The sequence below is a fragment of the Pseudomonas sp. B28(2017) genome, from assembly GCF_002113025.1.
GTDB lineage: Bacteria > Pseudomonadota > Gammaproteobacteria > Pseudomonadales > Pseudomonadaceae > Aquipseudomonas.
This window is the reverse complement of the sequence record NZ_NEJH01000001.1, coordinates 740,514-753,455: the sequence shown is the minus strand read 5'-3', so window position 1 is coordinate 753,455 and position 12,942 is coordinate 740,514. Positions and strand designations below refer to the sequence as shown.

Here is a 12,942-nt window from a genome sequence, read left to right as displayed (position 1 = left end):
CCACCAAAAGCGGTCGCTGAAACAGCGCCGCCACTTTCCCCACGAATGGGGTACTTCCCCCACCCAACCGGATGTTTACCACCTGATTTGAGGACTATTCCCCCGCCCCGCTTCTCCCGTCTGTAACGCTCAGAACAACTTGTTAATTTATTTGAGTTTTTTCTTCGCGCGGATGATGGCTCATTAGTTGCACCCCGCCCCTTATGCCTGCAACAGCTGTCGTCCCGGACATGGAGACGGCGAAGCATCAAGGGAGGGGTGAAAAATGAAAAGCGCGATACCACCATGCGATTCTTTCAACCGGCTGCGCAAATCGAGCCTGCCTTGCGCGATGCTCCTGTCTCTGGCCACGGCAGACGCCGCACCGCTGGATGATGTCAGCCAGCCACCGCCGACCGACCCCTCGGCGTTTACCAACTCGCCGCCCGACCCCAAGGCCGCGCTGGATGCCATACGGACCATGCCACCCGCCAACCAGGGCTCCCTCGCCCTGCCCAATGGCGCTTTTGGCACGCGCACCACACCAACGGCCGACAACGTGCTGCCGCCAGCCCTGCAGACATCCTTCAAAATCCCCACCAATGGCAAGCCCAGCCCATTGTTCGGGGCCCAGCCGTACACCCAGCAACTGCTGCTGTTCGAAGAATTCGGCACGGAAAAACTCGACCCGACACTGCCGGCACCGCCCCTGACCTTCCCGCCTCCGATCGTCGGCCCGGCGCCCACGCAGGATCCGAACAACATCGCCCGCAGCGGTCCTTCGGCCGCGGCGCTGGAAGCCTTCATGCGCCAGCCAGGGCTGTACCCGTTTCCGTCGCAGTATTCCAACGTGCTGGACCGCAACCCGTGGAAAGCGCAGATCGAAGCCTTCCTCAACCGCCATCCGGTCGGCTCGCCGGCCGAAGGTCGTCCGCCAGGAAACGGCTGGTCGCACCAGCGCTGGAACGAGTTCTACCCGCAGGTTGCCTTCAAGACCGCGCAAGCGGGCGCCAAGCTCAACGGCGGCATGCGCGACCGCCGACAGTTGCACAACTACGCCGTCGGTGAGTTCGGGCCTGGTGGGCTCTACAACCAGACCTCGGACGCCCCGGTCATAGCGGGCACCACCAAAGGCATCGACACCCGCTTTCACCCCAGCATGCCGATCCAGAATCACAAGGCGCTCTGGACCTTCGATGGCACCTTTCCGCCAAAACTGTTGATGGTGCGTTACGGCCAACCGGTGCTGATGCGTCACTACAACGCCCTGCCGATCGATCCGTCGGCCAACATGGGCTTTGGCCTGCACACCCTCAGCACCCACGAACACAACGGCCACTCCCCGGCTGAAAGCGACGGCTATGCCAATGCATTTTTCTTTCCGGGGCAGTACTACGACTATCGCTGGCCGATCCAGTTGGCCGGTTACGACACCATCAACACCAGCGCTCAGGATCCGCGTGCGGCGTTCCCCTGCGCCCCGGGCGAAACCCTGTTTGTCAACGATGCCACGCCGGGCCTGAAGACGTGCAACAACGGCAGCATCAAGATTCGTGGCGACTGGCGCGAAACCATGAGCACCCACTGGTTCCATGACCACATGCTCGATTTCACCGCGCAGAACGTCTACAAGGGCAACGCGACGATGATGAACTACTACAGCGCCCTGGATCGCGGTAACGAAGCCTTCGAAGACGGCGTCAACCTGCGCCTGCCCAGCGGATCGGCCCTGCCCTGGGGCAACCGTGACTACGATGTGAACCTGCTGGTGGCCGACAAAGCCTGGGACGCCAATGGCCAGCTGTGGTTCAACCCGTTCAACACCGACGGCTTCCTCGGCGATCAGATCCTGGTCAACTGGCAGTACCAGCCGCGCCTGAATGTGCGCGCGCGCAGCTATCGCTTCCGCATTCTCAACGGCTCGGTGTCGCGCTTCTTCAGGATCGCGCTGGTGCGCGAAATCGCCGGCAGCGGTGGCGAATTCCCCGGCCCGGCAGGTTCCGGCGTGTCTTATACCCGCGTGCCGTTTCACATGATTGCCAACGACGGCAACCTCATGGAACACGCCGTGCCGTTCGACGGCAGCATGGACCTGGACGGCGACGGCGATGTCCAGGACCACAATGCCATCCTGCCCACCCAGGGCATTGCCGAGCGGTTCGACATCATCGTCAACTTCGCGAAAAACGGAATCAGGACCGGCGACAAGCTGTACTTCGTCAACCTGATGGAGCACCAGAACGGCAAGGGTCCGGAGCCTGTACCGCTGAGCCTGGCCGACGTCCTGTCCGGGAAGTACAAGGCGGTGCTCAAGCAGGGCAGCAAAGGGCTGGAATGGGACAACGGCGACCCGGTGGTGGGCAAGTTCCTGCAGCTGGTGGTCCAGCCTTATGCCGGCCAGGACGTGAGCATGAACCCCGCCGACTACGAACCCGCCAAACCGGGCAAACCGGTCGGCAAGGTCATGATCCCGCTGACGATCAACCGCGACGATCCAGCGATGCAGGCCAAGCTCAAGGTGGCACGCCATCGCGAGTTCATCTTCGGCCGCTCCGACGGCACCGACGAACAACCCTGGACGATCAAGACCGACGGTGGTCAATTCGGCTTCCCCATGGACCCTCGAATCATCAGTGCCGCTCCACAACTGGCCAACGGCCCGACCGATGCCGGGTTCTCCGGCGACGGCACCCTGGAGGTGTGGAAAATCAGGAACGGCGGCAACGGCTGGAGCCACCCGGTGCACGTGCATTTCGAGGAAGGCATCGTCCTCAACCGTGACGGTAAGGCGCCGCCGGAATGGGAAAAATGGGCGCGCAAGGACGTCTATCTCATCGGCGAAGGCATCGACAGTTCAGTGGACGTGGACATCGCCATCCGCTTCCGTGAATTCGCCGGGACCTACATGGAGCACTGCCACAACACCCAGCACGAGGACACGTCCATGCTGCTGCGCTGGGATGTCGAGCATCCAGGCCAGTTCCAGTTGATGCCAACGCCCCTGCCCGGCTGGGACGGCGTCACCTACGTCAACTCCGCCGCGCTGCCGACCTTCCGCACTGGCGATACCCGGAACAATAACGACGGCGATAACAAAAATCCGATCGCCAACCCTGACAGCGCCATCAGCAACAACGGCCAACCGCTGACCATCAACGTCCTGGCCAACGACACCGACCCTGACGGCAACGTGCCCCTTAAAGTGGTGGGCCTGGAGCAACCGGACTCCGGCAAGGGCACGGTCAGCACCGATGGCCTGCGCGTGACCTACACACCACCGGCCACGGTCCCCGCACCGTTCACCGCGACCTTTACCTATAAGGCCGCCGACACCAAGGGTGCGGAGTCGGCACCGGCGACGGTGTCCGTGGCGGTCTCGGCAGCGGTCGTCGAGAATCTGATCGTCACTAGCGCTACCGTCACCGCCCGCAGCAACAGCCGCTACTACTGGGTCCTGTCGGGCACCACCTCGCGTGGCACGGGCAATACCATCACGGCGACTGCCACGACCACAACCGGTACGGTGAACCTTGGTACCGCCACCCTGACGCCTACAGCGACAGGCGCGCGCTGGAATATAGCGGTGACCACCGTCGGCAGTGGCCCGTCGCCTGGCGCGACGGCGACCGTCAAGTCGGCCTTCGGCAAAACCGTGACGGTGCCGATAGCGGCGCGTTGAGTGACAACTGGTTAACCGAACCCCAGGCCGGGTGGCTGGATGTTTCTTCGCGCATGCCGGCCTGAGCAAGGACATTCAGGCCGCAGCCATTAACGCCATTGGTTATGTGAGTGAGGCGCATTCGTTCTATTGTGCGCGGCATCGCTGGCTAATCTACTGAGGTTGAGGGGCGGCAACCTTCAGGAAGGTGCAACCATATGGACGCAAATCCGATCGAAACCGACTACCTGATCATCGGTGCTGGCGCGACAGCCATGGCCTTCGTCGATACGCTACTCGAGGAAACGAATGCACGCATCGTGATGGTGGACCGACACGAACGACCTGGCGGGCACTGGAATGACGCCTACCCGTTCGTACGGTTGCACCAGCCTTCGACCTGCTATGGCGTCAACTCACGCGAACTGGGCAGCGGAACGAAAGACACGACGGCACTGAACGAGGGCTTGTATGAGCTGGCCTCCGGCGCCGAGGTGGTGAGCTACTTCGACCAGGTGATGAATCAACGGTTTCTGCCGTCAGGTCGAGTCCATTACTTCCCCATGTGCAACTACACCGGCGAGGGCATTGACGGCCATCGTATTGCCTCGCTGGTCAGCGGCGTAAACCAACAGGTCCGGGTGTACAAAAAGGTGGTAGACGCCACCCATGCCCAGACCGCCGTTCCCTCGACCCACCCTCCCAGGTACAGGGTGGAACCCGGCGTGCAATGCGTGCCGCTGAACGACTTGCCGAAAATCCGGCACCCCTGGTCCAGCTACGTGGTGGTGGGATCGGGCAAGACCGGGATCGACGCTTGCCTGTGGTTGCTGCAACACGGTGTTGCGCCCGAAAAAATCTGCTGGATCATGCCCAACGATCCGTGGCTGATCGACCGGGCCAACATGCAACCCGGCCTCGACAACTTCGAACGAACAATCGGTGGTCTCACGGCACAGTTCGAGGCTATCGCTGCCGCAGACTCGATCCCGGACCTGTTCTCCAGGCTTGAGGCGGCGGGCCAGCTCTTGCGCCTGGATACGTCCGTCGAACCCACTGCTTACCGCTGCGCCACCGTCACTCAAGCGGAAATACGCGAGCTTCGACGCATCGACAACGTTGTGCGTCTGGGGAGAGTGCAAGTGATCGAGCCAACGCGCATCGTGCTCGAACAGGGCAACATCGCCACGAGCACGAGTGCCCTGCACATTGATTGCAGCGCCAGCGCCATCCCGTCACTCCCTGAAATGAAGGTGTTCGACGGCGGCAAGATCAACCTGTTGATGGTCAGCAGCTGCCAGCCCGTGTTCAGCGCGGCCTTGATCGCCTATGTGGAAAGCCACCTGGACGATCAAGCGCAAATGAACTCGCTGTGCATGATGGTCCCCCCGCCCCACGTCCCCACGGACTGGATCAGAATCTGGGCGGTCTACCTGGGTAACCAGCTACGCTGGGGAGAGCATGACGGCCTGACCCGCTGGATCAGGCAGTCGCGCTTGTACTTCATGACGGCGGTGGTCAGGGGCTTGCAGGAAACCGATACCGAGAAACTGGCACAGTTGCATCGGCTCTCTGTCAGCAGGCAGCAGGCTCTGGCGAGTTTGCCACGGTTGCTGGGGGCCATCGCTTGAATCGCAGGAAGCGCACATGAACGAGCCACACCTTGAACTGCTCGACATCAATGGCATCCGCATGCAGATCGCCACGCAAGGTTGCGGCCCGCTGGTCTTGTTATGCCACGGGTTTCCGGAGCTGTGGTACTCGTGGCGCAACCAGCTTGCTGCGCTGGCGGCCGCCGGCTATAGAGCGGTAGCGCCCGACATGCGCGGCTATGGCGGCACGGATGCGCCGGCCGAACCCGACGCCTACACCACGCTGCACCTGGTAGGCGACATGGTCGAGTTGGTCAACGCACTCGGCGAACAGCAAGCCGTGATCGTCGGCCATGACTGGGGCGCGCAGGTGGCCTGGAGTGCAGCGATGATGCGACCCGATCTGTTCCGCGCCGTGGTCGGCATGAGCGTTCCCTTCTCGCCACCGTCACGCGTGGAGCTCCTCAGCACGCTTGCCTCGCGGGGTATCAGCGACTTCTACATCCAGTATTTCCAGACGCCAGGTGTGGCCGAGGCCGAATTGGAAAGGGACGTCGAGTCGACGATCCGGCGCATCTACTTCAGTGGCTCGGGTGACGGGCCCGATTGGCCGGTGTTCGGCCGACTGCAGCCGGGCCAGGGCTTCCTGGGGGCGATGATCGAGCCCGAAACCCTGCCCGCCTGGCTAAGCCTGGAGGATATTGCCTGCTACACCCGCGAATTCACCCGCAGCGGATTTCGCGGCGGCTTGAACTGGTACCGCAGCATGACGCGCTCATGGGCACTGCTGGCACCCTGGCGCGGTTGCATTATCCGGCAGCCGTCGATGTTCATTGCCGGGAGCCGCGACGGCGTGCTGAAGTTTCCGAGCTCCCCGCGGCAGATCGAAGCCTTCGCGCAGACACTACCGGAACTGCGCGGGTGTCATATCCTCGAAGGGGCCGGGCATTGGATACAGCAAGAGCGCGCGACAGTGGTCAATGAGCTGCTACTGGGTTTCCTGAAAAAACTCTGATCCGCAGGTTGAATTCTTATCCATAATTGAAATGCCGCAGATCGCTCCATCCCATGTTTGCGTAGTGATACGAGGGACCGTTGGCATGCAGGCGGCTTCAACACCGGACCGGTGTGGGCCATACGGATTTAACACTGGAGGGAACCATGAGCAATCTCTTCGCCACCGATGAGTCACCTGTAGCCGTTCGCCTCATGGTCAAGGTTTACGCCTACTTGCTGCTCGCAGGATTTGCGTTTGTTCCGGCCTATCTGATTGGCTACTTGTACTTTTTCCAGGACCCCACGCTTGTATTCGAAAATCACCTGTTCCATGTCATTGCAATCATCACAGCCACCTTGGCGGGCTCGTTTGTCACTTACGTAACGTGGCGCTGCTATCAGTCATCCGGAGATCCGCTGCTGCGATGGATGACACTTGGTTTTCTCGGTTTTGTACTGATCTACGCGTTGCATGGTGCGTTCACCGGGCAAGCGCACCACAATATCTGGCTCTTCCTGCTTTATGGACCAGCCTCTCGACTGGTCATGTCGATTCTGCTGTTAGTCGGAATGCTGTCGTACCACCGCCAACCTCATGCCGCTGACCAACGAATGAAAGCCCGCCCGTGGTTGACCTGGATTGGACTGTTCCTGCTGGTTGACCTGGCAGTGGCATACGTCGCGAACTTGCCGATCGCCGGCAATCTCGCGGTGCGCCTCTCCATGGAGGGTGGTGCCCTCGTTCTTTCCGCAATGACCGTGGCCATACTCCTGCTGCGCCGTATCCGTTCGCCGCTGATGATCATTTTCATCATCTCGGTCACCGCGTTCGCGCTGTCATCTCTTGCCTTCATCCTTGCACGTCCGTGGAACCATATGTGGTGGCTCGCTCATGCGATCTTCGCCGGTGGATTCTTCATGTTGAGCTATGGGGTGGTGCAAGCGTTCCTCACCACGCGGTCGTTTTCGAAGATTTACAGCCAAGAGGAATTGATGGTGCGTCTTGCCGAAGCGATGGCGTATGCCGAGAGCGCCCTGCAGGAACTCCAGCGCACCAATCAGGAACTCGGGCACCTTGCGGCGACCGATCCACTGACAGGCGCTGATAATCGTCGTCGGTTCATGGAGCGGGTCGAAGTCGAAATTGGCCGGACCAAACGCGGCGGTGCGCCGTTCTCCGTGCTGGCACTCGATCTGGATAATTTCAAGTCCATCAACGATCGCTTCGGACACCAGGTTGGCGATGACATCCTGAAGAGTTTCGTGGAGAAATGCCTCGATTCGATCCGCCCGTATGACGGCGTAGCCCGAGTGGGCGGGGAAGAATTCATGATACTGCTGCCTCAGACATCACTTGAAGGCGCGCACGAAATCGCCGAGCGTCTGCGAAGCACCGTCGCAAATAGTTCTTTTCATGGCCTGCAGCGCTCAACCGTGGTCACGGTGAGCATCGGCGTATCGCAATCCGGTCGCGACGGCGACACCATCGAGGCAATTCTGCGTACAGCCGATCAACGCCTGTATCACGCTAAACACGAAGGCCGTAACCGAGTGGTCACTACCTTCAAGACCAGTCTCCAGCCCCTGCCCTGACCATCGTCGCGAAGTCGCTGCCTGGCTTCAACCGACTGTGCGATCTACTGAGCCGTTGCCCAGCCCGGTCGAGTCGTCATCGCTGATGGCCAATCTGTGGCTGCTACAAACCAGCGATATGCTTTCAATCGCCTCTGGCCAGGTCGCCGGGCATTTCACCCATCGCGGTCTGGTCAAGGCACTGAACTTTGAAATGGACGCAGAAGGTTGCATCGGTGTCTGCTGGCGCGACGAGCCCTACATCGATAATACCGTTGTGGATTTTCGCCAATGCCTTCTCAAGGCCGCCGGCAAGCGTAAACTTGCAGGCCTGCTCGGTCAGGCTGACCATCTCGTCAAGTCCCGCTCAGGATCTCTGCCGGCGCTTTTCTGTAGTGCTTGACTCGTCCTGAACAAGGGGCAAGTCCCGGCACTTACAGTGGCAAGGTATTGCAGTGCTTGATCTCCTTGACCGAAAACCCGGTATACATTTCCTTGATACTGCCGAGTGTACGTATGCGATGCATGGCGAGTTCATGGAATGCTTCCATGTCTTTGACGACTACCTGCAAGAGGTAGTCGTATTTCCCCGACACTTTGTGACAGGCAATAATGTTGGGCAGCGCCAGAACGCCCGCTTCGAAATGCTCCATGGCGTCCTCGGAGTGACTATCGAGAGTGACGCTGATGAAAGCAAAAAGTCCCAGCCCCATGGTCTTTGGGTTCAAATGCGCGTGATACCCGATAATCACCTCCTCTTCCAGGCGCTTCAGGCGCTTCCAGCAGGCTGGCGCTGACAGGCAGACACGAGCGGCGATCTCGGCGTTCGTCAGGCGACCATTCGTTTGCAGAATTTCCAGAATTGAACGATCAACCTTATCCATTTCCATCATGTGTTCTCTCCCTTTGACAATGAGTACGCGGTAGGGCGGTTGGCCCCATCCCGCAGGTCCTTGATCAAGCTTCCATTTCCAGAAACGACGAATATTAGAAAGAAAATTACATAACAAACACATTTTGGATAATTAACGTCTGAAAATAATTGAATACAGATCCGTTTCGAAAGCTAATTTTCGAGGCGCTGAAATACAATTTCTTGTCATTTCCGACACCCAAGCCACTGGCTCTGACAATAAGAACAAGTAACAACGGAGGCAATATTGAGCATTTTCAGAACAAAAGACCTGGACGCAATGATTACTGCTGCCCGAGCTCCTTCCGGGTTGAAAAAAGTGCTGGGGCCGATGGACCTGGTCCTGATTGGTATCGGTGCAATCGTGGGGACGGGCATCTTTGTATTGACCGGAACCGGCGCATTGACTGCGGGACCGGCCCTCATGGTTTCATTCCTGTTAGCGGCGTTGGCCTGTGCATTTGCAGCGCTCTGTTATGCCGAGTTCGCCTCATCCGTACCGGTAGCAGGCTCGATTTACACCTACAGCTACGCGACGCTGGGAGAGTTGGTGGCCTGGATGATCGGCTGGGATCTGATGCTCGAATACGGACTGGCCAGTTCGGCTGTGTCTGTTGGGTGGTCGGGTTACTTCCAGTCCCTGCTGAGCGGATTCGGGCTGAATCTTCCGGTTGTGCTTACGGCGGCTCCAGGCTCTTTGCCCGGTGTGGAAACCTGGTTCAACCTGCCCGCGCTGGTGATTATGCTGGCGATTACCTGGATGCTTTCCATGGGCATCAAGGAGTCCGCGCGCGTAAACAACGTGATGGTGATCATCAAGATCGCCGTGGTGCTGCTCTTCATCGCCGTTGGTGCGCGACATGTTCAGCCGGCTAACTGGCAACCTTTCGCGCCCTTCGGTGGCCAAGGCATTTTGAGTGCTTCGGCCCTGGTTTTTTTTGCTTTTATTGGTTTCGATGCGGTTTCCTCTGCCGCCGAAGAAGTGAAAAAACCGGCGCGTGACCTCCCCATCGGCATTATCGGTTCCCTGGCCGTTTGTGCGGTGTTGTACGTTGCCGTTTCAATGGTCATGACCGGCATCGTGCCCTATGCCCAATTCCTTGGCGTTGATCATCCGGTCTCATTGGCGTTGCAACATGCCGGTGAAAGCTGGGTTGCCGGGTTCGTTGATTTAGGCGCAATCATTGGCATGACGACCGTCATTCTGGTGATGGCTTACGGTCAAACCCGGATCATCTACGCGATGTCGCGCGACGGGCTGCTTCCCCAGCGCCTTTCCAGGATTCATCCACGATTCGGCACCCCGTTTTTCGCCACCTGGATGGTCGGAATAGTCTTCGGGCTGATCTCGGCACTGATTCCGCTGAACGTCCTCGCCGAGCTGATCAACATCGGTACGTTGGCTGCATTCAGTCTGATCTCGGTGGCAGTGATCGTATTGCGCAAGACCCGACCTGATCTCCCTCGCGCATTCAGATGCCCGGGCGTGCCCATTGTTCCCTTACTCGCCATCGCGTTCTGCGTAACCTTGATGACCTTCCTCAAGCAGACGACCTGGCTAGTATTCGGGGCGTGGTTGGCAATTGGCCTGGTGATCTACTTCGCCTATGCGAGGCGCCGCTCGTTGTTGCATTAATCCGGCATTTCGTCAGGTCTCTTTGGAGCGTCAACCGACCGGTTGAATCCACAGCCGTTTGCTGCCCCTCCCAACAGGCAGCAAGCGGCCTCATGCGCTCATTTCGGAGCGTCCCTCCAGGAGGCCCCCTTCGACACTTTCCATGGCAAGGGCTTCAAGCATTACCTGCTCCAGGATGACAAAAAAACATTTGATGTGAGCCTGTTTCAATGCCTGCGGCCGGGTCACCAGATAGACCTCCATATCTGGAAGCTGCAGATCCGGGAACAGCCCGATCAGATCCTTCGCCAGAATACGGGGCAGCACCGCCACGCCCATACCTCGCCTCACCGATTCGAGCTGAACCGCGAACGAACTCACGCTGATCTGCGTACGGTCCAGACCCGCGGCCTTTGCCACACGCATTTGCGGCAACATGTCCAGCGGAGGCAGCAAGCCTATATTGACCGCTGTGGCCGGAGTCAGCCCTGGAAACCGCTTCAGATAGCCTGCATCGGCGAAGACACCGTAAGCGAGCCTGCCTATGGAGCGATAAATCAGCGACGGTTCGCCCAGATGAGTCGTGCGTACAGCAATGTCTGCGACGCCGCGGACGATCTTGTGAAAGTCGGCTGTTATCAGCAACTCCACCGAGCATCGCGGATGCAGGGTGGTGAAGCGACTCGCGGCCTCCAGCACGCAAGACGAGAACCCCTCTCCTGCACTGACCACCACATTGCCAGATAACTCTGTGTGTGGCTCGGACATACCCGTAACGGTTTGACGCCTCAAGCCCGCTTCTGCAGCCAGGGCAACGTCCACAAGGGATTGGCCTCGCGGGGTCAACCTGCATCCTTCAACTCCCCGCTCGACGAGTGGCTCGCCAAGTGCGCCTTCAAGTTGGGTCAGCCGTCGCGCCACAGTAGACGCCGCGACCCCCAGCAATTGGCCGGCCTGAAGAAAGCTGCCACGTCGCGAGACTGCCAACAGCAGACGAAGATCGTCCCAGTTTGCTTGCAAAGCCATGCTTCATATCTTCCCTGATCCGCAAATTTGCAAATCCATTATGCAGCAGTCGCTGTTTTTCGGCAGAGGCGTCAACGGTATATCTACACCCCCTCGAAAAGAATGGAATGGACTGCATGACTACTGGCCCCAACGACTATGCGGCACGCGCCGCCAGCGCCTTTAATCGCCGAGACCTGGAGGCGATGCTTGCGCTGGTTTCCGAAGACTTCATCTACTTCGATGGCATGGGGATACAAACCGGTCGCGAGGCCATGCGCAGACGAGAGCTCGCAATACTCGAAGCGTTCCCCGATGCCAAGGTGATCATGAGCCCATTTATCGTCACTCACGATCGTTTGGCACTGACCGCCTTCCTGACCGGCACTTTCGCTGCACCATTAGTGCTGTCGGACCGGGTGATTCCACCCCATGGACGCCACATTACCGTGTACTACGCCGCACACTTCACCTTCAGAGACGGCTTGGCCATACGTGAAGAGGCCTTCTTCGACAGTGCAGTATTGATGCCGTTGGCCGATCAGAGTCAGGGGGTGACACATGCATAACACATTCGTCACTGGCGCGACCGGCTTGTTGGGCAACAACCTGGTGCGTGAACTGGTCGCTCGTGGCCACGCGGTCAAAGCCCTGGTTCGTTCAAGAGCCAAAGGTGAACAACAGTTCAAGCATTTGCCGGGTGTGGAACTGGTGGTGGGTGACATGGTCGATGTCGACGCGTTCGCAGCGTCGCTGCAAGGCTGCGATACGGTGTTCCACACCGCCGCGTTCTTTCGCGACAACTACAAGGGCGGCAGTCACTGGGAGGAGCTCGAAAAGATTAATGTGTCCGGTACCCGGAGCCTGCTTGGCCAGGCCTACCGCGCTGGCATACGACGGTTCATCCATACGTCTTCCATTGCCGTGCTCGACGGCGCTCCCGGCACGTCAATCGATGAAACCTGCCTGCGGGTCGACGCCGACGCGGATGACTACTACCGCAGCAAGATCCTCGCCGACCGTGTCGTCCTGTCGTTCCTGGAAGTCCATCCCGAGATGCATGCCTGCATGGTCCTGCCTGGCTGGATGTGGGGTCCTGCCGACATTGGCCCGACCTCCTCGGGACAGTTGGTCAACGATGTCGTACGCGGCAAATTGCCCGGACTGATCCCCGGTAGCTTCTCCGTTGTCGATGCCCGCGATGTGGCATTGGCGCAGATTGCCGCCGCCAGACACGGACGGCGAGGCGAGCGCTATCTCGCGGCGGGCCGGCATATGACAATGCGTGAGCTGGTGCCCGTTCTTGGGCGTATCGCAGGCGTCAAGACACCCGTTCGACAACTGCCGCTGCCCTTTCTGTACACCTTGGCGGCTGTGCAGGAGATCTATGCGCGTATTACCGGCAAGCCCATTCTGCTGAGCATGGCCACGTTGCGCCTGTTGGTACGAGAAAAGGACCGCACCCGTTTCAACCACGGCAAGAGTGAACGAGAGCTCGACCTGAGTTTCCGGGCGCTGGAGCAAACAATCACCGACACCGTAGCGTGGTACCGTGATCACGGTTGGTTTGAAACACACCAGGACAAGGACGTGAACAGACAGTGAGCAGAAA

General features: G+C 59.3%; 10 protein-coding genes. 8 read left to right on the top strand and 2 right to left on the bottom strand.

Annotated features, from left to right (window positions below; genetic code table 11):
• The first annotated feature begins 331 nt into the window (after positions 1–331).
• The 5 genes from CAF65_RS03450 (at position 332) to CAF65_RS03430 (ending at position 8,200) form a co-directional block, all read left to right on the top strand.
• A complete protein-coding gene (locus CAF65_RS03450) occupies positions 332–3,658 on the top strand; it encodes an Ig-like domain-containing protein (RefSeq protein WP_256578593.1) in 3,327 nt (1,108 codons plus the stop codon).
• 197 nt (positions 3,659–3,855) lie between these two features.
• A complete protein-coding gene (locus CAF65_RS03445; protein ID WP_085715027.1) occupies positions 3,856–5,268 on the top strand; it encodes an FAD/NAD(P)-binding protein in 1,413 nt (470 codons plus the stop codon).
• Positions 5,269–5,284: 16 nt separating this feature from the next.
• Positions 5,285–6,244, top strand: coding sequence for an alpha/beta fold hydrolase (locus CAF65_RS03440; RefSeq protein WP_085715026.1), 960 nt, complete (start codon positions 5,285–5,287; stop codon positions 6,242–6,244).
• A 146-nt stretch (positions 6,245–6,390) separates the two neighbouring features.
• On the top strand, positions 6,391–7,818 hold the full coding sequence (locus tag CAF65_RS03435; RefSeq protein WP_085715025.1) for a GGDEF domain-containing protein: 1,428 nt from the start codon (positions 6,391–6,393) through the stop codon (positions 7,816–7,818).
• An 85-nt stretch (positions 7,819–7,903) separates the two neighbouring features.
• Positions 7,904–8,200: a hypothetical protein gene (locus CAF65_RS03430; protein WP_256578592.1), complete on the top strand. Its 297-nt coding sequence runs from the start codon at positions 7,904–7,906 to the stop codon at positions 8,198–8,200.
• Between the two features lie 31 nt (positions 8,201–8,231).
• Here CAF65_RS03430 and CAF65_RS03425 read toward each other — a convergent pair whose 3' ends face one another.
• Complete coding sequence (locus tag CAF65_RS03425; protein WP_085715024.1) at positions 8,232–8,690, bottom strand: Lrp/AsnC family transcriptional regulator; 459 nt, start codon at positions 8,688–8,690, stop codon at positions 8,232–8,234.
• A 267-nt stretch (positions 8,691–8,957) separates the two neighbouring features.
• Here CAF65_RS03425 and CAF65_RS03420 point away from each other — a divergent pair, with 267 nt between their 5' ends.
• Positions 8,958–10,346, top strand: a complete 1,389-nt coding sequence (locus tag CAF65_RS03420) for an amino acid permease (RefSeq protein ID WP_085715023.1) — start codon at positions 8,958–8,960, stop codon at positions 10,344–10,346.
• Between the two features lie 90 nt (positions 10,347–10,436).
• On the opposite strand, the gene CAF65_RS03415 is transcribed toward CAF65_RS03420, so the two are convergent.
• Positions 10,437–11,351 carry a LysR family transcriptional regulator gene (locus CAF65_RS03415; protein ID WP_085715022.1) on the bottom strand — a complete coding sequence of 305 codons (915 nt, stop codon included), beginning with the start codon at positions 11,349–11,351 and terminating at the stop codon, positions 10,437–10,439.
• A 116-nt stretch (positions 11,352–11,467) separates the two neighbouring features.
• On the opposite strand from CAF65_RS03415, the gene CAF65_RS03410 reads away from it, so the two are divergent.
• Positions 11,468–11,899, top strand: coding sequence for an ester cyclase (locus CAF65_RS03410; RefSeq protein WP_085715021.1), 432 nt, complete (start codon positions 11,468–11,470; stop codon positions 11,897–11,899).
• Positions 11,892–12,935: an SDR family oxidoreductase gene (locus CAF65_RS03405; protein ID WP_085715020.1), complete on the top strand. Its 1,044-nt coding sequence runs from the start codon at positions 11,892–11,894 to the stop codon at positions 12,933–12,935. The genes CAF65_RS03410 and CAF65_RS03405 overlap by 8 nt, the downstream gene beginning before the upstream one ends.
• Positions 12,936–12,942 lie beyond the last annotated feature (7 nt).